This window comes from Pseudomonas sp. RIT-PI-q, assembly GCF_001297125.1.
Lineage (GTDB): Bacteria > Pseudomonadota > Gammaproteobacteria > Pseudomonadales > Pseudomonadaceae > Aquipseudomonas.
The window spans coordinates 211,695-233,462 of record NZ_LHPC01000028.1 but is presented as its reverse complement, the minus strand read 5'-3'; the positions used below and the strand labels follow the sequence as shown (position 1 = coordinate 233,462).

34 protein-coding genes and 1 tRNA gene are annotated in these 21,768 nt (G+C 55.9%); 12 read left to right on the top strand and 23 right to left on the bottom strand.

All coding sequences use genetic code 11. The annotated features are described in order from the left end of the window. Nucleotides 1–21 precede the first annotated feature (21 nt). The 4 genes from pheT (at nt 22) to AEQ67_RS13630 (ending at nt 3,212) form a co-directional block, all read left to right on the top strand. Nucleotides 22–2,403 (top strand): phenylalanine--tRNA ligase subunit beta, encoded by a 2,382-nt coding sequence (gene pheT, locus AEQ67_RS13645; RefSeq protein WP_059404376.1) that lies wholly within the window; start codon nt 22–24, stop codon nt 2,401–2,403. 3 nt (nt 2,404–2,406) lie between these two features. After that, nucleotides 2,407–2,709, top strand: a complete 303-nt coding sequence (gene ihfA / locus AEQ67_RS13640) for an integration host factor subunit alpha (protein ID WP_002553164.1) — start codon at nt 2,407–2,409, stop codon at nt 2,707–2,709. Then, nucleotides 2,690–3,046, top strand: a complete 357-nt coding sequence (locus AEQ67_RS13635; protein ID WP_003179985.1) for a MerR family transcriptional regulator — start codon at nt 2,690–2,692, stop codon at nt 3,044–3,046. The genes ihfA and AEQ67_RS13635 overlap by 20 nt, the downstream gene beginning before the upstream one ends. Nucleotides 3,047–3,135: 89 nt before the next feature. Beyond that, nucleotides 3,136–3,212: transfer RNA gene (locus AEQ67_RS13630), tRNA-Pro, on the top strand. 89 nt (nt 3,213–3,301) lie between these two features. Here AEQ67_RS13630 and AEQ67_RS13625 read toward each other — a convergent pair. The 5 genes from AEQ67_RS13625 to AEQ67_RS13605 are packed head-to-tail and all read right to left on the bottom strand — an operon-like array spanning nt 3,302 to nt 6,452. Then, the gene (locus AEQ67_RS13625; RefSeq protein WP_059404375.1) at nt 3,302–4,414 is read right to left on the bottom strand and encodes a phage integrase Arm DNA-binding domain-containing protein; all 1,113 of its coding nucleotides are present in this window, start codon (nt 4,412–4,414) and stop codon (nt 3,302–3,304) included. After that, nucleotides 4,414–4,626, bottom strand: a complete 213-nt coding sequence (locus AEQ67_RS13620; RefSeq protein ID WP_059404374.1) for a hypothetical protein — start codon at nt 4,624–4,626, stop codon at nt 4,414–4,416. Before AEQ67_RS13620 ends, AEQ67_RS13625 begins: the two co-directional genes overlap by 1 nt. Before the next feature lie 44 nt (nt 4,627–4,670). After that, complete coding sequence (locus AEQ67_RS13615; protein WP_059404373.1) at nt 4,671–5,525, bottom strand: DNA adenine methylase; 855 nt, start codon at nt 5,523–5,525, stop codon at nt 4,671–4,673. A gap of 53 nt (nt 5,526–5,578) precedes the next feature. Next, nucleotides 5,579–5,809, bottom strand: a complete 231-nt coding sequence (locus AEQ67_RS13610; protein ID WP_059404372.1) for a hypothetical protein — start codon at nt 5,807–5,809, stop codon at nt 5,579–5,581. Nucleotides 5,810–5,867: 58 nt separating this feature from the next. Continuing rightward, nucleotides 5,868–6,452 (bottom strand): hypothetical protein, encoded by a 585-nt coding sequence (locus AEQ67_RS13605; protein WP_059404371.1) that lies wholly within the window; start codon nt 6,450–6,452, stop codon nt 5,868–5,870. A 353-nt stretch (nt 6,453–6,805) separates the two neighbouring features. Here AEQ67_RS13605 and AEQ67_RS35860 point away from each other — a divergent pair, with 353 nt between their 5' ends. Continuing rightward, a complete protein-coding gene (locus tag AEQ67_RS35860) occupies nt 6,806–7,162 on the top strand; it encodes a hypothetical protein (RefSeq protein ID WP_059404370.1) in 357 nt (118 codons plus the stop codon). Here the strand turns inward: AEQ67_RS35860 and AEQ67_RS13595 are convergent, their stop codons facing one another. Next, complete coding sequence (locus AEQ67_RS13595; RefSeq protein ID WP_059404369.1) at nt 7,163–7,492, bottom strand: hypothetical protein; 330 nt, start codon at nt 7,490–7,492, stop codon at nt 7,163–7,165. It abuts the gene before it with no gap. Between the two features lie 55 nt (nt 7,493–7,547). Between AEQ67_RS13595 and AEQ67_RS13590 the strand changes: the two genes are divergently transcribed. Next, nucleotides 7,548–8,213: a hypothetical protein gene (locus AEQ67_RS13590; RefSeq protein WP_059404368.1), complete on the top strand. Its 666-nt coding sequence runs from the start codon at nt 7,548–7,550 to the stop codon at nt 8,211–8,213. A gap of 156 nt (nt 8,214–8,369) precedes the next feature. Here the strand turns inward: AEQ67_RS13590 and yejK are convergent, their stop codons facing one another. Next, entirely contained in the window at nt 8,370–9,377 is a 1,008-nt protein-coding gene (gene yejK, locus AEQ67_RS13585; protein WP_059404367.1) for a nucleoid-associated protein YejK, read from the bottom strand. Between the two features lie 118 nt (nt 9,378–9,495). Between yejK and AEQ67_RS13580 the strand changes: the two genes are divergently transcribed. Further along, entirely contained in the window at nt 9,496–10,086 is a 591-nt protein-coding gene (locus AEQ67_RS13580) for a DUF6338 family protein (RefSeq protein WP_059404366.1), read from the top strand. A 10-nt stretch (nt 10,087–10,096) separates the two neighbouring features. After that, nucleotides 10,097–10,270, top strand: coding sequence for a hypothetical protein (locus AEQ67_RS35855; protein WP_161807465.1), 174 nt, complete (start codon nt 10,097–10,099; stop codon nt 10,268–10,270). On the opposite strand, the gene AEQ67_RS13575 is transcribed toward AEQ67_RS35855, so the two are convergent. The 9 genes from AEQ67_RS13575 to AEQ67_RS13535 form a co-directional block, all read right to left on the bottom strand. Continuing rightward, the gene (locus AEQ67_RS13575) at nt 10,257–10,580 is read right to left on the bottom strand and encodes a hypothetical protein (protein ID WP_059404365.1); all 324 of its coding nucleotides are present in this window, start codon (nt 10,578–10,580) and stop codon (nt 10,257–10,259) included. The genes AEQ67_RS35855 and AEQ67_RS13575 overlap by 14 nt on opposite strands. 75 nt (nt 10,581–10,655) lie before the next feature. Then, nucleotides 10,656–11,117 carry a hypothetical protein gene (locus AEQ67_RS13570; RefSeq protein ID WP_059404364.1) on the bottom strand — a complete coding sequence of 154 codons (462 nt, stop codon included), beginning with the start codon at nt 11,115–11,117 and terminating at the stop codon, nt 10,656–10,658. Beyond that, nucleotides 11,114–11,356, bottom strand: a complete 243-nt coding sequence (locus AEQ67_RS13565; RefSeq protein ID WP_059404363.1) for a hypothetical protein — start codon at nt 11,354–11,356, stop codon at nt 11,114–11,116. The genes AEQ67_RS13570 and AEQ67_RS13565 overlap by 4 nt, the downstream gene beginning before the upstream one ends. Continuing rightward, nucleotides 11,353–13,011: a YqaJ viral recombinase family protein gene (locus AEQ67_RS13560; protein ID WP_059404362.1), complete on the bottom strand. Its 1,659-nt coding sequence runs from the start codon at nt 13,009–13,011 to the stop codon at nt 11,353–11,355. Before AEQ67_RS13560 ends, AEQ67_RS13565 begins: the two co-directional genes overlap by 4 nt. Next, on the bottom strand, nt 13,008–13,820 hold the full coding sequence (bet, locus tag AEQ67_RS13555) for a phage recombination protein Bet (protein ID WP_059404361.1): 813 nt from the start codon (nt 13,818–13,820) through the stop codon (nt 13,008–13,010). Before bet ends, AEQ67_RS13560 begins: the two co-directional genes overlap by 4 nt. Before the next feature lie 168 nt (nt 13,821–13,988). Then, nucleotides 13,989–14,231: a hypothetical protein gene (locus AEQ67_RS13550; RefSeq protein ID WP_059404360.1), complete on the bottom strand. Its 243-nt coding sequence runs from the start codon at nt 14,229–14,231 to the stop codon at nt 13,989–13,991. After that, nucleotides 14,228–14,422, bottom strand: coding sequence for a hypothetical protein (locus tag AEQ67_RS13545; RefSeq protein ID WP_059404359.1), 195 nt, complete (start codon nt 14,420–14,422; stop codon nt 14,228–14,230). Before AEQ67_RS13545 ends, AEQ67_RS13550 begins: the two co-directional genes overlap by 4 nt. After that, nucleotides 14,419–14,652, bottom strand: coding sequence for a hypothetical protein (locus AEQ67_RS13540; protein WP_059404358.1), 234 nt, complete (start codon nt 14,650–14,652; stop codon nt 14,419–14,421). The genes AEQ67_RS13545 and AEQ67_RS13540 overlap by 4 nt, the downstream gene beginning before the upstream one ends. Next, nucleotides 14,649–14,897 (bottom strand): hypothetical protein, encoded by a 249-nt coding sequence (locus AEQ67_RS13535; RefSeq protein WP_059404357.1) that lies wholly within the window; start codon nt 14,895–14,897, stop codon nt 14,649–14,651. The genes AEQ67_RS13540 and AEQ67_RS13535 overlap by 4 nt, the downstream gene beginning before the upstream one ends. A gap of 958 nt (nt 14,898–15,855) precedes the next feature. On the opposite strand from AEQ67_RS13535, the gene AEQ67_RS35035 reads away from it, so the two are divergent. Then, nucleotides 15,856–16,101 (top strand): hypothetical protein, encoded by a 246-nt coding sequence (locus tag AEQ67_RS35035; protein ID WP_152974842.1) that lies wholly within the window; start codon nt 15,856–15,858, stop codon nt 16,099–16,101. Nucleotides 16,102–16,574: 473 nt separating this feature from the next. On the opposite strand, the gene AEQ67_RS13530 is transcribed toward AEQ67_RS35035, so the two are convergent. After that, nucleotides 16,575–16,823: a DUF1654 domain-containing protein gene (locus AEQ67_RS13530; RefSeq protein ID WP_059404356.1), complete on the bottom strand. Its 249-nt coding sequence runs from the start codon at nt 16,821–16,823 to the stop codon at nt 16,575–16,577. Nucleotides 16,824–17,053: 230 nt separating this feature from the next. On the opposite strand from AEQ67_RS13530, the gene AEQ67_RS13525 reads away from it, so the two are divergent. Together AEQ67_RS13525 and AEQ67_RS13520 are read left to right on the top strand one after the other, a co-directional pair. Continuing rightward, nucleotides 17,054–17,512, top strand: a complete 459-nt coding sequence (locus AEQ67_RS13525) for a DUF4429 domain-containing protein (protein WP_059404355.1) — start codon at nt 17,054–17,056, stop codon at nt 17,510–17,512. Nucleotides 17,513–17,682: 170 nt separating this feature from the next. Further along, nucleotides 17,683–18,111, top strand: coding sequence for a hypothetical protein (locus tag AEQ67_RS13520; protein ID WP_059404354.1), 429 nt, complete (start codon nt 17,683–17,685; stop codon nt 18,109–18,111). Nucleotides 18,112–18,134: 23 nt separating this feature from the next. Here the strand turns inward: AEQ67_RS13520 and AEQ67_RS13515 are convergent, their stop codons facing one another. The 5 genes from AEQ67_RS13515 to AEQ67_RS13490 form a co-directional block, all read right to left on the bottom strand. Then, nucleotides 18,135–18,656 (bottom strand): hypothetical protein, encoded by a 522-nt coding sequence (locus AEQ67_RS13515; protein WP_059404353.1) that lies wholly within the window; start codon nt 18,654–18,656, stop codon nt 18,135–18,137. Nucleotides 18,657–18,691: 35 nt separating this feature from the next. Next, nucleotides 18,692–18,928, bottom strand: coding sequence for a hypothetical protein (locus AEQ67_RS13510; protein ID WP_059404352.1), 237 nt, complete (start codon nt 18,926–18,928; stop codon nt 18,692–18,694). A 217-nt stretch (nt 18,929–19,145) separates the two neighbouring features. Further along, entirely contained in the window at nt 19,146–19,799 is a 654-nt protein-coding gene (locus tag AEQ67_RS36180) for a hypothetical protein (protein ID WP_236710326.1), read from the bottom strand. Nucleotides 19,800–20,206: 407 nt separating this feature from the next. Further along, nucleotides 20,207–20,395: a hypothetical protein gene (locus AEQ67_RS13495; protein ID WP_059404350.1), complete on the bottom strand. Its 189-nt coding sequence runs from the start codon at nt 20,393–20,395 to the stop codon at nt 20,207–20,209. 24 nt (nt 20,396–20,419) lie between these two features. After that, on the bottom strand, nt 20,420–21,232 hold the full coding sequence (locus tag AEQ67_RS13490; RefSeq protein ID WP_059404349.1) for a LexA family transcriptional regulator: 813 nt from the start codon (nt 21,230–21,232) through the stop codon (nt 20,420–20,422). A gap of 108 nt (nt 21,233–21,340) precedes the next feature. On the opposite strand from AEQ67_RS13490, the gene AEQ67_RS13485 reads away from it, so the two are divergent. Next, on the top strand, nt 21,341–21,535 hold the full coding sequence (locus tag AEQ67_RS13485) for a Cro/CI family transcriptional regulator (protein WP_059404348.1): 195 nt from the start codon (nt 21,341–21,343) through the stop codon (nt 21,533–21,535). Here AEQ67_RS13485 and AEQ67_RS13480 read toward each other — a convergent pair. Beyond that, nucleotides 21,532–21,747: a hypothetical protein gene (locus AEQ67_RS13480; protein ID WP_059404347.1), complete on the bottom strand. Its 216-nt coding sequence runs from the start codon at nt 21,745–21,747 to the stop codon at nt 21,532–21,534. The genes AEQ67_RS13485 and AEQ67_RS13480 overlap by 4 nt on opposite strands. Nucleotides 21,748–21,768: the final 21 nt, after the last annotated feature.

The window sequence follows — 21,768 nt, the reverse complement described above, 5'->3', positions numbered from 1 at the left end:
ACGAATTCTTAGGAGAGCAGGATGAAATTCAGTGAACAATGGCTGCGTGGCTGGGTAAGCCCGCAGGTAAGTCGCGACGAGCTGGTTGCTCGTCTGTCGATGGCCGGTCTTGAGGTCGATAGCGTTACGCTGGCCGCCGGCGAATTCACCGGTGTGGTGGTGGGCGAGGTGCTGAGCACCGAGCAGCACCCGGACGCCGACAAGTTGCGTGTTTGCCAGGTCAGCAATGGCTCGGAGACCTTCCAGGTCGTCTGCGGCGCGCCAAACGTGCGCCCGGGCCTGAAGATCCCGTTCGCCATGATCGGTGCCGAACTGCCGGGTGACTTCAAAATCAAGAAAGCCAAGCTGCGTGGCGTTGAGTCCAACGGCATGCTGTGCTCGCAAGCCGAGCTGCAAGTCGGTGAAGGCAACGATGGCCTGATGGAATTGCCGGCCGATGCGCCAGTGGGTCAGGACATTCGTGAATACCTGAGCCTGGACGATGCCAGCATCGAGGTCGACTTGACCCCGAACCGCGGCGACTGCCTGTCCCTGGCCGGTCTGGCCCGTGAAGTCGGCGCGCTGTATGACGCCGAAGTCACTCGTCCGATCGTTCCAGTCGTGCCAGCCGTGCATGATGAAGTGCGTTCGATCGAAGTCCTGGCGCCGGCTGCTTGCCCGCGTTACCTGGGCCGTGTGATCCGTAACGTCGACCTGTCCAAGCCGACGCCGCTGTGGATGGTTGAGCGTCTGCGTCGTGCCGACGTGCGCAGCATCGACGCTGCCGTCGACATCACCAACTACGTGATGCTGGAACTGGGTCAACCACTGCACGCCTTCGATCTCGCTGAAATCAATGGCGGCATCCGTGTGCGCATGGCCGAAGAAGGCGAGAAGCTGGTGCTGCTCGACGGTCAGGAAGTCAGCCTGCGTAGCGATACGCTGGTGATTGCCGACCACACCCGCGCCTTGGCTATTGCCGGCGTCATGGGTGGCGAGCACAGCGGCGTCAACACCGCGACCACTCGCGATATTTTCCTCGAAAGCGCGTTCTTCGATCAGATCGCTGTCGCTGGCAAGGCCCGTTCCTACGGCCTGCACACCGACGCCTCGCACCGTTACGAGCGTGGCGTGGACTGGCAGCTGGCCCGTGAAGCCATGGAGCGCGCCACTGGCCTGCTGCTGGAAATCACCGGTGGCGAAGCTGGCCCGATCATTGAAACCGTGAGCGAGCAACACCTGCCGAAAATCGCGCCAGTGACCCTGCGTGCGGCGCGCATCACCCAGATGTTGGGCATGGAAATGGATTCGGCCGAAGTCGAGCGTCTGCTCAACGCTTTGGGCCTGACCGTTTCGGCCGATGGGGCAGGGCAATGGCAAGTAGCCGTGCCAAGCCATCGCTTCGATATCAGCCTTGAGGTTGATCTGATCGAAGAGCTGGCCCGTCTGTACGGTTACAACCGTCTGCCGGTCCGCTACCCGCAAGCCCGTCTGGCGCCGCAAGCCAAGGCTGAAGCGCGTAGCGATCTGCCTGAGTTGCGCCGTCTGCTGGTCGCCCGTGGTTACCAGGAAGCGATCACCTACAGCTTCATCGATCCGAAACAGTTCGAGTTGTTTAATCCGGGTGTGGAACCGCTGCTGCTGGCCAACCCGATTTCCAACGACATGGCGGCCATGCGTTCGTCCCTGTGGCCTGGCCTGGTCAAGGCGCTTCAGCACAACCTGAACCGTCAACAGGACCGCGTCCGTCTGTTCGAAAGCGGCCTGCGTTTCGTGGGTCAGCTGGACGGCTTGAAGCAAGAGCCGATGCTGGCCGGTGTGGTTTGCGGTAGCCGCCTGCCGGAAGGTTGGGCACAAGGTCGCGATGTCGTCGACTTCTTCGACATCAAGGCTGACGTGGAAGCGGTGCTGGGCTTTGCCGGTGCGCTGGATTCGTTCACTTTCGTGCCGGGCAAACACCCTGCGTTGCACCCGGGTCAAACCGCGCGCATCGAACGTGAAGGGCGTCTGGTCGGTTTCGTCGGCGCCATCCACCCTGAATTGTCGAAAACCCTCGGTCTCGACCGTCCGGTCTTCGTTTTCGAGCTGGTTCTGGCGGAAGTGGCATTGGGTAAAATGCCTAAATTCCAAGAGTTATCGCGCTTTCCTGAAGTGCGTCGTGACCTTGCACTGATCGCCGAAAAAGACGTTGCGGCCAGTGCGGTACTGGACGTAATCCGTGAAAATGCAGGCGAATGGCTGACAGACCTCAGGCTATTTGACGTGTATCAGGGTAAAGGCATTGATCCTGATAGAAAAAGCCTTGCAGTCGGCTTGACCTGGCAGCATCCATCGCGCACTCTTAATGACGATGAGGTGAATACCACGACGCAAAACATCCTCACCTCGCTCGAACAAAGGTTGAACGCCACGTTAAGGAAGTGACGTATGGGGGCTCTGACGAAAGCTGAGATGGCGGAACGTCTGTATGAAGAGCTGGGCCTGAATAAACGGGAGGCCAAGGAATTGGTCGAACTGTTTTTTGAAGAAATCAGGCACGCTCTTGAAGACAACGAACAAGTCAAATTGTCCGGTTTCGGCAATTTCGACCTTCGGGACAAACGCCAGCGGCCTGGCCGCAATCCGAAAACGGGTGAAGAAATCCCGATCACGGCTCGCCGTGTGGTCACCTTTCGTCCAGGGCAGAAGTTGAAGGCCCGAGTTGAGGCTTATGCTGGAACCAAGTCATAACGACGAGCTCCCCGTCATCCCAGGCAAACGCTACTTCACCATTGGTGAAGTCAGCGAGCTGTGTGCGGTAAAACCACACGTGCTGCGCTACTGGGAGCAGGAGTTTCCTCAACTCAACCCCGTCAAACGCCGCGGAAACCGCCGGTATTATCAGCGACAAGACGTGCTGATGATCCGGCAAATCCGCGCGCTTCTTTACGATCAGGGGTTCACCATCGGCGGCGCACGCTTGCGTTTGTCCGGCGATGAAGCCAAAGACGACACCACCCAATACAAGCAAATGATTCGCCAGATGATCGCCGAACTGGAAGATGTTCTGGTGGTACTCAAGAAATAAATTCCTGCTTTTAAATACTTCCAGTTTTCAAAAGCTTGCGATATATTCTTGAGCGTTCTTCGAGAAGAGGAACAGGTTTCACGCCTAGTCGGGGCGTAGCGCAGTCCGGTAGCGCACTAGCATGGGGTGCTAGGGGTCGAGTGTTCGAATCACTCCGTCCCGACCATATTTACTGAGTAAAATCAGGCACTTAAGCCGATCAGTTAGATCGGCTTTTTTGTGCCTGCGCAAAACCCGCGCAAAACTGGCGCAAAACTACCCGGTGATTTCGCTGATATTCAGGTCCGGAATTGCCTCGGACCAGATTATTTCCTCGTGGTCCCGCTGGTAGTTTTTGGTCATGCCCTCGCTCGCATGGCCTGCGATTTTCTGCCCATCCTTTCCGGCTTTCTTGTACAGGTGCAGCGACAGCGCTCGCACTTCATGGAAGCCCGGCATCTCTTCTTCCTTCCATCCCTTGTAGCATTCCGCCGCCTCCCGGGCGTCCTTGAACGCTCGAGTCAAATACCGCTCTTCAACCTTCGTCCAGTGATCTTTCGTCTGCGCCTGTTTCTGTTTAAGCCGATCTGGTTTTCGGTGCACCAGGTACGGCGAGACGACATCGTCCCGGCACCGGCTGATGACTGCCTGGAGTTCCGGTGTCACTCGAAATCGAATCCATGCCGCGTCACTGGCCTTGGCTGTTTTCTTTTGCACCACATATAGAAACCCTTCCCGAACGCCATCGAAGCGCATATCCAGAATGTCGGTGCGGCGCTGTGCGGTGATCAGTGCCAGGTCGATTGCGTTCTGCAGCCAGGCCGGCGCCTTTTCCCGAACGGCCTTGAGTCCTTCCACCGTATGGCGCTTACGCAGTTTCTTCTCGATTCGGTTGATGGTGCTCGCCGCGGGGTTATCCGGACACAGACCCTTGGCCGCCGCATGGTTGAAGATGTCCGTCAGCAGTGCCCGGCACTGGTTGGCCGTGCGCGGGGTGAGAGCGTCCAGCATCTCCGCGACCATGCGAATAGATATCTGGTCGACCGCCTTGCCCTCGAACTGCTTACGGAACCGCCTGAAGTGCACCGCGTACAAGCTGAGCGTGCCTTTGGCCAACTCACGTGGGGGCAGGACGTCTCGTTCGTAGGTGTCGAGGAAGGTGGCGAACGACTCCGATGATGCGGACATCACGGAGCCGACCAGGTCGGCACCGCGCATAAACTCAAGATTCAACTGCTTCGCCGCGTCGATCGCTTTAATGCGATCGGTGCCGAACTGAAACCACTTCCCATCGGTCGGCCGGCGGTAGCGATATGTCGAGCGCCGCGCATCGAAGTACAGGTTCTGCGGGAGGTTCTTATTCGCCTTGTTCCGCGGCCGAGGGACCATCATGCAGCTCCTTTCAATACCATCGCCACAAGGTCGTTACCGTCCGAGCGGGTGAATGCGGTCCAGTCAACGTACCAGAGTTTCCCGATCTGCTCCCCAGGCACCGCACCGTTTCGGATGTGGTTGCGGATAGCTTGCGGGCATTGCGGGGTGCCGTTCTCGCCCCAGCGCCGACGCTGGAACTCACTGATTTTGATCAGCTCTCGTTTCATTGGGTGCTCCATGCCGCGCGTGGCGGCAGAAGGTAGGGAATGGTTTATGCTCGTTCGCCGAGATCCAAGCCAATCTGGCTGACTCGATCGACGCAGGCTGGATTCAGCCAAATGCATTCGGTTCGACTGGCGGTGCCGCGCCCGGCACTGATGCGCGCCGATGTGCTGTAGCTGGCCCAGCCAGGTAAGAGCTCTGCATACAGGTCACTCGGATATCCCGAAAGCACGACCATTCCTTCCAGCTCGAGTAAAGTGCCGAGCAATTCGCGGTGCGCTGCGTCGTCCATTTCGTGCTTGTAGTAGCGCCCGCTCAACGCGCCTTTGTACCTGGTGTCATGTACGTAGGGCGGGTCCACGTAGTGCAGGGTCTGGGGGCCGTCATGAGCGGTGATGACCTCGATCGCCGGGCGGTTCTCAATCAGCACGCCGCTCAAACGCTGGCCAACCTCGGCAAGTTGTTCTGGATACGTCGCCCAAAGTGATTGGGCAGTGCCGTACTGGCGCTTCGTATCGATGCGAAACCCTGTGACACCCTTCGTTGCGCCTGCGGAACCGAAACCCATCTGGGCGCGGATGATCGTCCTGCGTGCACGTTCGATCGGTTCAACGCTCGATTCCCATGACAATTCGAACTCTTCGCGGGAATAGGGCGTAAATACGAGCCGCTCGATAAGTCCCGATCGCGTAACTGGATCCTGAAAAACGCGGAACAGGTTCACGATGTCGCCGTCTAGGTCGTTGTATACCTCGGCAACTGATCGAGGTTTTTGCATCAGAACGCCGGCCGCTCCACCAAAGGACTCGACGTAGCAGGTGTGCGGCGGGAAGTGTTGAAGTACCCAGGGCGCAAGCCGGAACTTGGCACCGTGGTAGCGGATGACCGGAGCAGTGATGGTCATGATTTATTTCCAATTGCGCGCCGACCGTTACCGGCGGGCTAATAAGGATGGGGTTAGGACAGAAGGTCGGGCGGAGGACGTTTGGCGCGGCGGAGCGGGATGTCGTGCTTGCGAAAGAAGTCTTTACGGGCCGAGAGCCAAGCCTTATAGGCGTAACCGCTACGCGAGCTGTAGGGGTAGGATTCGTCGATGGCCTTGCTGATCGCTGGCGGGTCGTAGCCTTCTCCCTTGGTCCGACGGTACGTTGAATCCATGCGCTGCCAGCTTTCGGAGTACCAGTTCATCGCCGTGGCCCCGAGTAGATGAGCCAGGCCATGTAGGCGAGGGCAGCTACAGGGACGATCATGGCGTCACCCTGGATGAGGTGATCTCATCGAGAAGCGCCTGTGGCAGCTTCGCGGCAAATTTCCCCTCGCCCCATGACAGAGGCTCAGACTGGCGGATCATCTCGTTCAGCAAGTCGAATGCCGCCACCAACTGCTGATCGCGGATTTCTCCATCTTCCGGCAAGTCATCGCAGAAGACGTCCGACGGGTCGATCTCGCGGGGCATGTTCGGCTCGCAGATGCAAAGTTGCAGGTCGGCCAGATCAACGCCGTTGTCGATGAGGTAGTCGCGCAGGCTGTCTTCGTCGAAGAAATACTCATCTCCGTCGAAGATCACCAGCGGCTCGCCGGCCCACTCTTTGACTGGCATTGCCGCAAATTTCGCCTGACGGCTTTCATCGTGGCACTGCTTGCACCAACTGCGTACTTCGTAGATCGGGTGATCCGGATTCTTCTCGCAGCGGCGGTGAGTGGAGCCGCACCAACGGGCCATGTGTTCATCATTGCCCCAGAATCGACCGTCGGCACCGACCCAACCGGTAACTGTTTGGATGCTCGCCGCTTCCGGCGATTCGTACATCACAACCTTTTCTTCAGACATGACTGGTCCTTTGCCGCTATAGCGGCTGACTTTGAAAGGGTGAGGGAGGGGTGGTTTGTTGCTACACCATCGGCTTTAATTCGTTGGACGGTACAGCCGTATTTACTAGCGCCTAAAAGGAATCGATGATGGCTGTGGATTGGAATCTAGTTTCATCAATCGGTGTACCTGTTGCGTGCCTTTTCTTGGGCGCATGGGTTACCCGGCGATTTGAGAAGAGACCAGAAATAGTCTCGTATTACGGACATGCCTCTTCTTTCAGTGTTCCGTCTGCAACCGGTAGTGGGTTGATCATTAATACCCATGCGGTCGTACTCCGAAATGTCGGTAAGCGCAGCGCATCGAATGTTCGGATGACCCATGCCACGCTCCCCAGCGTCACCGTTTTCCCACATACCCCATACAGAACAGAGGAGTTACCAGGTGGCGGTATTGACCTCATATTTCCAACTATCGTCCCAGGGGCTCAAATCACGGTTTCCTATCTTTACTTCGCCCCACTACTTGTTTCGGGGGTAAACATTGGAATTAAGCATGATGATGGCTTTGCAAAAGCTATACCTGTGATTTTGCAGCGTCAGTTGCCTTTATGGGTCGTGAGGCTTTTCACTTGGGTTGCGGCGATTGGTGCTGTCACTATTGCTTATGGTGCTGTTAAAGCCGTAATTTTTCTAGAACCGCTGGTTGTTGAAAGAATGCAGTCGCTTTGATTAACGGTCCCTGCTGGAACAATCCATCGATACCAGATCATGGGCATTCGCAACTGGTGGTGGATTGTCATGGCCGGGGCAGCCATTGCCGGTGAAGTCGAATCCATCACAGGGCGGACCGAACGGCAGAACTTCTTTGCCTTGGGCCAACACTTCGAGCAGGTGGTCCTTGGCCTCGTCGACGGTGCACTCACGGCTACCTTCGAAGCGGAACATGCCTTTTAGTTGTCGTTTGCTGAAGTCCCGCAGCGCGCCGCGCACGCTCAGATGAATGTGGAAGGTTCGACCGTTGGGGCCAAATGGATCTTCCGGCCGGTTTTCTGTGGGCATAGTGCTACCTTGCCGGATATGCTTGCCGGTTTTGTTTGAACAAGGAAGGGTCGAGATGGCGAATGAAAAGCATTGTCCATTCAAGCGATGGCTGAGAAAGGCATTTTGTCCATGGCCTTCAGTTCACAATATCCTGCTGCTTCTAGCGATGCTGTACTTGCTGTCTCTAGTCCATCTCACGGCAAGCGAATGGGCTAGTTGGGTTCAGGCTATTGGTTCGATTGGGGCTATATGGGGAGCGCTTGCGCTAGGTAGGCGTCAACTAAAGAATCAAGCATCCGCAAAGATTGATGAGCTGGAAGCTCGATCTGGGGCATATCTCGCGGTAGTTGAAAGCGCGTGCAAAAATTCGGCAATACTCTCTGAACTGGTAAGCAACGGCACGAATCCCACTGGACTACACATGCTATGGGATAATCACTTGGGAGAGCTATTCAGAACCAATTTAAATATGCTGAAGACGATTCCAGCGCATGATCTTGGGAGTTATGAACTAGTCGTTGCGCATTCAGTTATGGTGACAAAACTGATACGTATTGAAGCATCGTTGCTTAATCTTTTTAAAGACCAAGAAGAGCACAAACAACTTCAGTCAAGGTGGATTGAGTTCCAGTATGGCGAGATAACTAGCGACAATGAGATGATTCAAGAAAGCTTGGTGCGGTTTAAAGACGCACACATAGCAAAAATCGAATCCGCACGGTCTCGCTCGCTAGTTTGATGTGCGCACTCAATCCAGCCAATCTTCGGCGGCTTGGTCTTCCCGTTTATGATCGGGCGCCTTTAGGTATCGGTGAGTACGCATTTGGCCCTGATACGCAGATCGCGGCATTAGCAATGTTTGCGGGTCAGCGCCACGAACTGATCGGCATGAGGGTCAGGCGGCTGCGCGTTTGAGCTGGTCGGTGAGCTGAGTCGGCAGGCTGCGCAGCGTCAGAGTGCAGCCGACTTCGTCGAACTCGACTTTGGAGCCGAGCAGGTGCTGCTCGAAGCTAATCGATAAGCCATCGATGCGGCCGGTGAAACGCCGGAATTTGTTCAGGGTCTTTTTGTCCGGTGGGAGTGAAGCCGACAGGCCGTATTCCTTGTCTCGGATGAAGTTGGCAAACGCCTTTGGTTGGTCGTCATCGAGCACTTCGGACAACTCATCGAGCGTGACCGGCTCGCCGAGCTTGGCTTGAGCCATCGCGTAGCTGACCAAAGTGTTGGTCTTCTCGCGGGCTGACTCCTCGCCGAGGTCTTCGCTTTCAACGAAGTCACTGAACGCCTTGAGCAGGGTGCGGGTTTCACCTGGTCCGTCGACACCCTCTTGGCAGCCGATGAAGTCGCGGAAATACTCGCTTGCCCGGCGGCCGTTCTTGCCCTTGATGAACGAGATGTACTGGCGCGACTTGGGATTGCTCTTCCACTCACTGAGATTGATGCGTGCGGCCAAATGGATGTGATCCAGATCCAGGCGCCTGATCGTCATCAGCGTTAGTCCGTCGGTCATGGTCACTGCTTCGGTTTCCTGCACCAGGGCAATAACCAAATAGTCGGTCATACCTTGCAGGTAATGGCAGAAGATGGCGTTGCCACCAATCGATAGGTTGGATTCTTCCATGAGCCTTGTCAGATGCTCGACGGCGACGTTGCTGAACTCCGTGAAATCTTTGGTGCCAGCCAGGTACTTGCCTAGCCAACCACTGAAAGGATGGGCGCCCGATTCGGCGTGAAAGAAGCCCCAAGCCTTGCCCGTTTTAGCGTTGTAGCTTTCGTTGAGCTGTTGAATCAGGTCGTCGCGGGCTTCGCTCTCGACCAGTTCGCCGCTGCTGACGTGTAGGATCGCGGGGCTGCCGTCGGGCTTCTTGTCGATCTTGTGGATGATGCTGTGGAGAACAGGCATTGCGATTACCTCGAGTAGGCGCCGCCCTCCGTGATCGGATGCGGCAGGGGAAGTGGTGGATTTTCTTGGGGGGTTGACTCAAGATCCTGCGCAGCCTTCTGCTTAGGATTAGTGCGACATGGATATTTGGGAAGTTGACAAACTCGTCTTATTTATCGCGTTCGTTATCCCAGGGTTTCTCAGCATCAAGTTTTATCAGCTGATTTTTCCTGGGACGGTTCGTAGCGCGTCGGACCAATTGATAGATGCGATCGCTTACAGTTGCATCAATTATGCATTGTTGTTTTGGGCCGTGGTGTACGTAGAGGGGAGCGGCTTGATGTCCGTCCATCCCTCGCTGTACTACCTTTTTTACGTCTTCGTGCTTTTCATTTCGCCGTTTCTGCTCGTGCTTTGTTGGAAATGGCTAAGGACTCATGAGAGGTTCAAGGGGTCCGCTCCGCATCCAACCGCCAAGCCATGGGACTACGTTTTTGAGAGTTCGAAACCGTTTTGGATCGTTATCTACCTCAAAAGCGGAAAAATGGTGGGGGGCAAGTACTCAGGGAAATCATTCGCCTCCAGCTATCCTGTTGAAGAGCAGATCTACTTGGAAGAAGCATGGATAGTAAGCCCGGAAGGAATTCTTGAGCGTGCTATTAAAGGCAGTGCAGGTGTTCTGGTGATGGCGTCGGAAATATCTTATTTAGAGTTTTCACACTACCAATAAGGAAAGAGACATGGCGAATAAAGTACCAACTCATGATGGCTACCAGCCTGCCCGTGAAAAGCTTGAAAAAGGCTATCAGCCCATACTTGAAACACCCCACAAAACGAATCCGAAGGGCGGATATCAGCCAGTAAGTTCGGGTGACAACCCGACCAACGTACCTTCTCCACCTAAGGAGCGATAATCTCATCCCCCGAATCCTGCTGAATCATCAGCATGCTCTTTCGGTGAAAAGCCAGCGACACATTTGCGGGGATCTCGTAAACGTGTCGCGGCGGGGCCATCAGCGGGGCGGACTTTTGAGGCCCTAATGCATGAAGATGATAAATCATTAGCGTGATGGCCTCGCCCTGTTCTTCGATGCCGCTCCAGGCCATCAGTTCAGCAAGTGCTTGGCGTGTTCCGGCCATGCAGTGCAGCCTGATTTCCTCCTCGCCGCGAGTCTTTCGCCTCGCCGCAGTCTTTGCCGATCGATCTTTCTGTGCGGCTGCCATGGCCAACCTCTTCTATGCCGCTGGCCGGCATCGCCAGCCAGGTTTGTCGTTTGCGTTGTTGGGGTCTGGAACGTCTCACGCGGCGACCTTCAGCTGATGCCAGACACCGGCCGCATAAAACAACTTCGCGGCCTGCGCCTCTTCAAGCGATACCTCGGCGGGAACTGCAATCCATCCAGACGCAACCAGGTGATTCAGGTTGCAGCTGTTTCGCAGCTCAAGGTAGTAATGCTCGATGGCATCCGTCAGGCGCTCGACCTTATAGATGCCCTCGGGCGATATCTCCACCGACTTGACGTACTCGACGCCGCGCTCGTCCCGACACATGGCGCTGAGGTAGATCGTCCAGCGGTAGGAGAAGTCGAAAAGAGCGTTGGCAATCGCCAAGCTCCGGATCTGCCGACAGTTCTTCCAGTTCGCCATGATCTGCGAGCCGCTTGGGTCAATGTTCACGACAGCGACGTGATTGGTGCTGAGAAGCGCCCGGCAGCTGCGTTCGGCGCGGGCAAAGCCGTTGTTCGGTTTCCGCTTGCTCATAGCGCCTCCGCGAGCTTCCGCAGCGCCTTGCGCTCAGCTACGGTAATGGCTGGGCGCCGGCGCTTGAGGATGGTTTCGGGATCGATCTTTGCGGAGCGCTCAGCAGGTGGTGGATTGATTTGAGCGGGCTCCGATCTGGAGAACCGCCCGCCCGCGGCTAGGTGCTGTTCGACCCGGCTGGAAAGCTCCAGCGCTTTATCACGCCGGAACTCAATGTCGTATTTCAGGTTACTGATCATGCGGCCACCTTCACCAGCCTCACGCCGGCCATGCTGAATTTGGAACCCTGGTCCGCAACAAGTGCGTCGAGCGCGTCCCAGTTGACGGACAGAACTGAGAGAGGTGCTTGCCCGTAGGCCACGGCTTTGACCAGCTCCTCCAGATCGAAGACCTCAGCCTGCAAATTCAAGGGCTGGGTTGCCGGTGCCGCGACCGGTTTCGATATTGCCGGGTGAGCTGTAGCGGCAGCCCTGACTGCCGTCGGTGTCGTTACAGGCGCATTCGTTACCGCTGGTGCTGGTTCAACAATGGCTGCGGCGGCCTGCTTCGCCTTGTCTTCGTCGGCGATCCGCTGCAACTCCTCCTCACGGATCCGCTTGCGGGTTGCTTCGGCTTTCTCTTCCTCGGCTTTCTCATGTTCCGAGATCCGAAATTTGATCAACGTCACCAGGTCGTCATTGGCTTTTGTCACCAATTGCTGCATGTCGCTGAACAGGAATGCGTGATCGGCGGCCAACTCGGCGAGGCTGGTCAGGTTCAAGCGAATGCAATCTGCGGCTTGGCTGGCATCGATTTTCCCCCGGGCCAGTTCGGTATCAACTGCATCCTGCAGGCTGGCGATGGTGCGCTTGTTCTTCATGGCGCTAAGGAAGTCAGAGGCGACTGCTGGCAGAACCACTTTGCCTAGGGTCTTGTTGATCGCCGCGATGTGATCAGCCAGCGCCTTTTCGGCCTTCTGCTTGATGCTTGACTTGACCAGCAGTTCCTGCGCCTTCACCAGCTTGTCGACCTTCAGGCGAGTTTCGCGGGCGTGGGCTGAGACACGATCCAGCGACGAGAACAGTTCGTCTATGGTGGCGGTTTGCGACAGCGCCTGCTTCTTCGCGGCCGCTACCGCTTCTTCGACATCGCCGCACCACTTCACTGCCTTCTTGGCGTCGGCGAAGTCTTGATCGGTGGTCAGTTCGGTTTTCACCGAGTCGATGACCGCCAGCGCCGATTGCTCGAACACTTTCAGATTGCTGGCGGTAACCATGCCGGTCAGCTCAATGCGCAGCGCCGGCAGCTCGTCAGGCGCCTTTCCGACGACAATCGAAGGGGCGTCTGCCATTTCGAAGTTTGCCAGATCGACCTCGAATTGTTTCCAACCTTCGATCAGCTGTGCGGCGCGGCCGGCGACTGGTCGGTATTCCATGCTGACGAAGTTCTCGGCGGTGCCATCGGAGCAAACAAAGATCACGCGCTCGGCGCCGCTCACCAGCAGCTGCTGCTCAAGCTGCCAGTAGTAATGCGGGGCGAGGTCTTCGGCCTTCACCTGAGCGACCAGCGATTCGTTCCAGAGCTTATGCTCGAACAATGTCTCGCCGAGCATCGTCGCGCCATCCATCGAAGCAAGCAAGTTGCCCAGCGTTCCAACGACCGGATACAGCTCTTCGCCGATCATCACTTCAACCAGCGGGCGGGCGGCTGCCTCAGTGGCGTGGCCCTTGTCGAAGATGTACTGCTGCGACTGCGTCACGTCCGGCGCGATGCCGGTCTTTTTCAGAGTTAGCAGTTCGGTGCGGGTCTGGTACTTCGATGCCCCCTTCATTGCCGGAGCTTCGGACGCGGTGAAGTGCTTGGTGCGCAATGTATGCCACTCGACGGAGCCTTGAACTACGTTGTGAATTTTCATGCTGCATCTCCATCGAGGGCTTTGAGGTTGTTGATTTTTTCAATCTGTGCGGGGCTCAGCGCGTACTTGCTGCTGATGGTCGCGATCAGGTGTTCGGGGCTGGTTCGGTTTGAATCAATCAGCGGCTGCCACTTGACGATGTTCTCGGCGAGCAGATCGTCGGAGTAGGCGGGAAGGCCTTCAGGATCTGGTTGGGGGCGCTGTTGTTGCGGCGGGCTCACATCGCGCGCCGCCTCTTCGAACGTTTTGCCTTCCATTTCGTCGGCTGTAGGGGCCGATCCAACTTCCGGGAACGCCTTGCGCAGGGCCTGGGCCTCGGCGCACTTGGCGAGCTGGGCGAAGGCGCGGCGCTTCCACATAGCGTTTGGCGCAGCGCTGTCCTTGCTGGCGGTGGCGTAGTTTTCAAGCCAGCGCTCGTTGGCGGTGAACTCGGCGACAAGACCGTTGGACATCTGCCGCTTTACGGTTACCCGACACCATTCTGGGTAGATGACATCCACACCAGACAGCTTCGCGGTAATCGGCGGCCCATATTCAGGATCGCTGATGCCGGCGTATTGCCCGGTGCGGGCTGCCTGGATGCGGTAGAGGCCGATTCCCGGCATGACCGTGTCCTGCATCTTTTTCGCTTTTGAATTCCAGATTGGAACGATGTGCACCGGTTTCAGCATCGGATCGAGGTGCGCGGCTTGGCAGTACGCCAGAACCATTACGACGGAGTTGCGTTCTGCACCCGGGTACAGGCTTCCGCTCAGCACCTCTACGAGCGCGTCTTCGGACAACGCCGGCAAGTTGTCTGCCTGCTTCATTACTGCGGACATGAGGATTCCTTGCCGCGATGCACGCAGCGTTTGAAGGTGTGGGTTACTGAGTGAGCTGGCCGGAGTAGGCGCTTGCCAGCATCCAGGCAGTGAAGAACAGCAAGGCGATGGCTGAGCCGCGCCAGAACCAATAGCGCTTGGCGCGCTGGTAGGCGGTCATGGCATGCACCATTGACTGCCGCAGTAGTAGCGGCCGTCATCGAAGTTCGGCGGCCCGGACTTGCGTCCGCACCCACACGCAACCTCTTCGTCGACCTCTTCTTCGTCGGCAGCTTCTGGCTGCACATCGCGCTGGCAATTCGTGCCGTTACAGTGCGGGCATTTGGTGCCGGTCAGATTTCCGTATGGCCCAACCCAGTGGATGCCGAGCCTGTTGCAGTTTTTGCAAATCATGGTCATGGCCGAACCCTCACCGCGATTCGCCCACCCTTCATGGTGGCCGCCAAGCGTTGCGGCAGGCTTGCCACGGCACGCTCGCGCGGCTGGCCGATCACTTCATTAAACGGAAGGCCGAAGCCGAGCATGATCAGCTTCGATTCGATCTCGACGAGCTGATCGTCGATCAGCGATTTAACTGGCGGAGTGGTCATGCTGCAGCTCCCTGCTTGATCGATTCGTTGTAGGAGGCGTAGATCTGGTCGATGCGCGCCCTATAGTGACGCTGCTCACCGTCGTCGATGACGCGCAACAGGTAGGCCAGAGTAATGACCGATGTTGCCGCCGAACTGGCGTTTGGCTTTCCGAGGTCGCGGATCATGTTGTCGATCTCTCCCTCGATCCAGGTGACAGCCGTTTGATGATCGCGTTGTTCAGCGTTCACGCTGCGCCTCCTGTTGACGGACAGACCATTTCCATCTGCGCCATTACCAGGCCGATACGGCGTTTCAGGCTTTTGCGCTCTTCAATTGCACGGGCGCCACGATCAGCCAGCGCCTGAGTGCGCAACTGCTCCGCAGCTTCATAGTCGTGGAACTCATTTAGTTGACGCCTCTTATCGCGCCCCCAAGCGTCGTAGCGCCGATCCCACTCTCGGGCCTGCGCACTGTCTGCATAACTGGTTGCCATGGCGTCGCCTCCAAGAGTGGCAGTGCTGATCCAACAAAACTCGGCTGCACTCATCCCTTTCGCTGGTTGCCGTTGGGCGCGGAGGGGAGTGCATGCGGGTTTGGTCATGTCGAGAATGGTGAGTCTTATCTGTCATAAGGCTCGCCGTGATGCGTTTTAGTTGTTCGGTACAGGGCCTGTATTGCACGGCGCTGGAGACTTGAGCATCCGTCTGCCCACTCATCGAATGGGCAGAGGTGATGCGGTCAGCCTTCGCGGCTCATCTGCTCATGGCTTGCGTGCTCTTCACTACAGAACGGCATGCGTTCGTCTCGAACCACTTTGCGATTCCGCGCTTGGTCGTATGCCTGGTAGATGATGTTTCGATAGATAGTGGGATTTGCTGGCTTGCCGCATCGGGTGCATTTCGTTGGTGCTATTGCTGGTTGAGTCATGGCTCTGCTCCGGTTGTTTTCCCAATGCACCCGTCACCAGGTGCATCAGTGAAAAATTCCGTTTCTCCACCACGCGCATCGCCGGATTCATATCTCTGGCCGTCGTTGCACATTTCGTGTTCGGTGTTCTTCGCCGGCTGGCTTGCATATGGCGGGGTGGTAGTGGCGTTACGCCGCTGCTAATCTCAGGCCCAGGTGAAATCAGAGGCATTAGCCATGGATCCGAAGAACCTCGCGGTATTGATGAAGCTGAAAGACGCCATGGAAATGGCGAGCCCTTCCCCTGCTAGAACCCCTTACGTTGAGCCACCGCCGCCCCAGTCAAAGACCGGTTGGCTCGTCAAAAACTGTCGTTTCTGCAAGACAACCAAGTTCAGCTATAGAGCTGACTGGGTGAATCCACCAATCATGTGTGAGGGCTGCCGGAACGAGCGAAAGACTCGTTACAAGCAAGGGGAGGGCGACACGCTCTATTCAAAAACTCAGGTCTTCCATGGAGGATCACCCGGCGGAGGCAGGCATAAATGACCACCAAAAATAATCCTGAAGAGACACACCAGCAGCGACTTGAGCGGCTCCGGGTAAGCCTCGAAAAGCTCAAGAAGCGGTTTGAAGACATGCCGCCTGGTCGTGGCGCCGGTATGCCAGCAGAGATCAGGGCTCTAGAGGCTCGAATTAGCAGGGAGGAAATGCATATCCTCTCAGGTTATTACGAGCGAAAAGGTGGTCCTGTTCGTGGTGGATCTCCCGGCTCAGGCCGTCGCAGCTAGTCTGCTTTCCGCAAAGTCCTTCTCAGGGCTTTCCGGAGAGCATCCTGCCCGCTGATAACGGGCAGGCAATCTCTTTCCCTTGCATAGGCCAACGGTCGCTTTCCCGTCGATGTCTTTCAGCGCGACACGGGATCAAGGTCCCAAGGCCAAACGCTTACTCACCACCACGCAGCCTCTCCAGCTGCGCCCTCCGAATGAGGTCTCCTATGCCCAGCGCCGACATGAGGTCGAATCGCTGCGTACCGTTGCGCGGTACGTCCGCTGGCTATGCATCGGCCAGCTCGGCGTCCATCAAGTTTTTAAAGAGCGACTCCGAATCGGAGCGGACCCTTTCGAGGCCCTTCGCAGTAGCTGTGTGCCGCTGCGATGGATGAACAATACCGCCGGTATTGTATTGTGGTCAATACCTCCGGTCATGTTTTTTTCATCAGGCGTAAAAAAGCCCGCTTAAGGCGGGCTTTCTTCGCGGAGGATTAGTCTTCTTTAGGGACAGTCCAGAAGATGTGGACGTGGCCGTCGTCACGGTGGGCGAAGGTTACGTTATCGTTCTCCGCGATCTCTGCGAGCATCTGATCCCAGTCTTCAGGTGAATCATTGGCTGATCGCTCCAGCAAGGCTGATTTTGCCGCCTGCGAGCGAGGGTTATTTATGATTTTATGAATACGTACGCCGAGCAGTTCATAGGGAGTAAGCGGTTTCGGTGCTTGTTTTGCCTTTGTCATCGAGTAGCTCCTTTCTCTGTATATGCATACAGTATTATTCCCTCAGACCCTTCGCAATACGCCTTAGGTGTGGCTGGCGGTATGCGTAAAAAGTTGGCACACGTTTTTGAGCGGGCGCGAAAAAGACCATCCACTGAGGTGCTGATGTGCCATCACAGTGGGATACTGTTCACGCCCCGAAAGCGCAGATAGCGCTGATACGGATGGCATTACCTAGGGATGAGCCAGCAATGAGTGAAGGGGTAGAACTTTTTAAAGGGCACGGCGGCAGCGTCGAGTTAAGCGACTCTACGATCACCATAAAGAGGAAGGGGGTGCTTTCATTCGTTACGCAGGGCCTAAAAGGTGACAAAGAGATTCCTATCTCACTCCTTACTGCATTGCAGTTCAAGGCAGCTGGGATGTTCACAAACGGATATATCCAGTTTTCTTTCCAGGGCGGAAGTGAAGCGAAAGGCGGGGTTTTTCAGGCCGCTTCCGATGAGAACACGGTACTTTTTACAAAGGACCAGCAAGCAGCATTTGAAGTGCTGCGCGGAAAACTCCAACCGCGCATTGGTCGGCCGACAGCTCCAATCGAGCAAGGATCCTACCTAGATGATTTGGAGCGCTTAGCTGCACTCAGGACCAGCGGCATCCTCACTGAAGAAGAGTTTCAAGCCAAGAAAAAGCAGATTCTTGGTCTGTAAGCTGATAGTGGAAGCTCGGCGTATAGCGCACTCCAATACCAACAAGCCCGCTTATAGCGGGCTTGTTGGTTACCACTCGTGGCATGCTATTTAGATAGCTAAACGCCATCATTGCTCTACAATCGCGACCGGTCGAATTGCGGCCAGGTGCGACTTGGAAAGGATGAGTAATGATTCTTCGGAAAGCTATAGCGGTAGCGGCCGTATTTGTTGCGCTGGGAGGCTGTGCGAGCATCGTCAGCGACAGCAAACCAGAGGTGGGGGTGTACAGCACACCCACGGCCGCAAAGTACGAGATTGTGAATAGTCGAGGAATGGTTGTTGCTCAAGGCGTTACGCCCGGAAAGGTACTTCTTGAAAGCGGGAGAGGGTACTTCAAGGGAGAAGACTACAAGGTCACCTTCCGGAAAGAAGGGTACTCAGATAGCACTGTGCCGCTTAAGACCACGGTAAACGGCTGGTACTGGGGCAACATCTTGTTTGGCGGGCTCATCGGCATGCTCATCGTCGATCCTCTCACAGGTGCGATGTACACCCTGCCAGACGATGTAACCGGGAATCCTTCACTGCTTGTGTCGCAGCAGGCTGCGGTAAAGTAGGAGGGCCAGCCGCCTACGTCTAACTAGTTTTCATCATCGGCCAGAGACCAGCCGGCAACATATAACGCGTGGTGACGTGCAGCATCATCAAGTGGAGCTGTCTGCGCGTCGTACGTCACTTGATCTCTTCTGGTTTTCGGCGAAGGGGGAAGGATGCTGTCTAATCCAAGCCCTATTGTGGGAGTCGAATTTCTCTTCCGCGCAATCTCCTGTGGTGAGTCAGAGAAAGATATTTTCGGCTTCAACCTGCCTTGACGGTTAGCTTTGCGGCGCTGCTTCCTAGTCAGAGCAATCGATACAAAGGGGGCTGCCCCTCCAAATACCGTCTTCTGATAGTAATCGATATGCGCGATCAGCCTTTCGGCTGCTCGTTCAAACTCTTCGCCCTCTTTGAGTTCTCGCATGATGCTGTAAAGGAGCGCTAGTTGCGCCCATTCTCGGCGATCAATGTCAGCAGGCTTTTGAATCTCGAAGCGCCGTAGAAATTTCAAAAGATTCGAAGGCAAAGTCATTTTCGCCAGATCTGTCGGCAAAGGTAGAGCCATTTCCCGTCTCCTAGGAGATATATCTTCAGGCGCCGTTAGTCTTCCGGATCCTCATCTTCTTCCGGCTTCCACCTGGCCATCAGATCAGCCATCAACTCAGCAATGGCGTCACTATTGCCTGCCAGCACCTCTAGATGCTTACTGACTCGATCATGTGTATTTGAAGAGCCGCGCTGATCGATCCAGATGCTGATCTCTTCGATAGCAGCCCCAAGAGCCATGACATTCTGGTTGATGCGGTAGAGCAGGGCGGGGGTGGGATCGTCTGGCATGGCGTTTCCTCCAGTGAGAAAGAAAGCGTAGTCCAGGAGAGAGTCTGACGCGCCTCAGTAAATTGCAGACAAAGAAAAGCCCGCGATGGGGATTAGCGGGCTTAAGTCGTGCAAGGAGCAGGAACAAAGCTGCGTGCCTTAGTGTGAAAACAGCGTGAAGGACAGAACCACAAAGCTTCGCACAGGACCAACTGCCTCAGCTTTTAACCAAAGAGGGCTAAGGCGCGTGAGTTTGGTGCGGGTTCGCCGGAGGTGCTAGTGGTGCTTCATCCTTCCCTGCTTGAAATGCAGACATGGTGGTTTGCATTGCGCCAAGGACGTTGGCCTGATTGGCGTAATAAGCGCCGACCAGGATTGCAACCACGGCTAGAAGTTGGACGATCACAGCGGCCCAGTAATTGGATTTTACGGTTGCTGCCTGCTTAGCAGCATCTTCAGCGCCTTCTGCCGCCTTGGTCACTCTTTCCGCGAGCAACTCAAAGCGCTTGTCACGCTCAAGTTGGGCCTTGTCACGCTCAGCCTGTGCAGAGAGAAAGCCTTCAATTTTCGCGGACACGGACTCAACCCGAGCATCCATCTTTACTTCAATGGTCTCAAGTTTGGCGTTGAATTCTTCTCGCGTAATGTCGTTCATACGCTCAGTATCGCTTCGTTGTTCGGCCATGTCATTGGCATTGGAAATTTTTTCAAATAGCCCAGGCGACACGCTTTCGGTCGTGTAGATTCTTCCCCTAGCTACTTTAGCTGTCAGCGTTGGCCGCTTTGTCCCCGCGACCTTTGTCCAATCCAGGAGATCCGGGCCGCGACCAAGCCCTTCCGTACCTTTGAACTGCTCCGGGCTGATTGGTCCAGGGTCGACAGAGGTGAGCATTCAAAACTCCTCGATCGCGCCAGGGATATCATCTTCCAACAAGGAGTGCTGTCTTACGAATTTGCATTTTCTACAAATCATTACAAGCACTGGTAGTCCGGTCATGAACATGTCGCCTGTCCCAGTACCCCATGGTAGCGCGTTGCCGCCGACCGATTTGCCGTTAGGTATGCTCCATTCATCCGTCTTGCAAATGGGGCACTCCATCGAGACTCCGTTGTCATCGAAGAACTGTTGGATTTTGTCTACATTAATTCGGTTTCGCGTTGGCACCATCTTCTCGTCGCTCATCGCATCCCAGCCTCTAATTCAAATCAAAAACACTTCAATGCATTCCGCCATGCCATGCGCCTATTCACCCTTCTCTCGCACAGTCCTTACCGCCTACACCTAACCAGAGTAAGCAGTCAGCCTGCCATAGCGATTCTCAGCGCTACCGCAGCCTCAAGCAGCTTGTTCGCCTGGCTGTAGACGGCCCTCGCCAAAGCATCATTTCCAGCGTCTTTCAGCATTGCTGCCAAATCGAGCAGTTTCCCCACCTCGATCTCAACGACGCGAATGGATTCGGTTATCTGGTATTTAAGTGAGTGCGCCATGCGTTCGATCCTCTAGCCGGTCGGCTATAAATCTCCGCCGCGCCACACCACTCGCCCAATGATTCGGTGCTCATTGATCTCGCTGCGCGAAAGCATCAGGTCGGGATATTCATTCTTGTCTTCGTTGTCGCTGCGGATGATCCAGCTACCAAGAGCAGTTTTGATCAAGCGTTTTACGATTACGCCTTTATCAGCGCTAGCCAAAACGTATATCTGACCATCTGTTGGCTCTAAGCGCGATTCGTCCACCAACAGCACGTCACGGTCGCTTACCGTCGGCCACATGCTGTCACCGTCGGCGTAGATCACCTTTAAATTCTTAGGATTCAGCCCTTTGACACGCAGCCATTCTTTCTTAAATGCTAGCGTGCTGCGTATCTCTACATGCGGATTGTCATGCCCGTCGCCGGCAGCTGCGCGGGCAGTGTATTGAGAGACAAATGCGTAGCGCTCGTCAGTTGGCTCTTGGATATCGTCGCCAGCAGGAAGAGGGGTGTTCGCAGCCTCTTTTGATTTTGGTAGTGACGGCAACGCAGCGGAGCTGTCACCAAGCGAAGACGCCATCTTTTGCACTTGAGCAGCTAAGGTGGGGCTGATTTCTGAAACCGGCACTCTAAGCATTCTGGCAAAGACAGTTACTGCCTTCGTGCTGAGCGCCGTCCGGCCGTTCATAAAATGGCTGACAGCACCTTGAGTGACCCCGTCACCAAGCTCGCCAGCCATTTTTTCTTGAGTGAGTTTTAGTTCGCCGCGCTTCTTTTGAAAGATCGCCTTGAGCCGCTCACTGTCTTGTAGCTGCCAATCAGAGAGAGGAAGCCTTCGGGAGTCTTTTTTCATCCGGCGATCTTATTACCTGCGGTATTTGCTTAACCAATATCGCCGGTATTGACGGCAAACAATACCGGCGGTCATAATCGCTCTTAACATCTTGTCGAGGACGACGCCATGCGCCGTATCCCATTAATCGATTTTGCGAAAGAGCATGGCCACACGAAGGCCGCGCAGATGCTCGGTTGTACTCAGGGCGCCTTGAGTAAGGCAATCCGCGTGGGCCGTGATGTCTATGTGACCGTTGAGGACGACGGCAGCTTGTCGGCCTTGGAGCAACGCCCGTTCCCATCACAAAAATCGGCCGCTTAGCCAATCAGCTTGCGTCTTGACGCGAGCGAAACGGTCGCGCGCTCAAACCCGCGCAATTCATCACTTTCTAACAGCGCCCGTAGCGGGTTAGCGATCTGCTCAAACTCGGGCCAAAGCCTGAGCTGAGATGACAAGGGAAGGGTGGAGGCCAGGGCTACCACCAAGCAGCAAAGGGCGGATATCTCGCCTTGCAGTTCGGAATTAGAGGTCATGGGTTCGTCCCTGATCAGTTG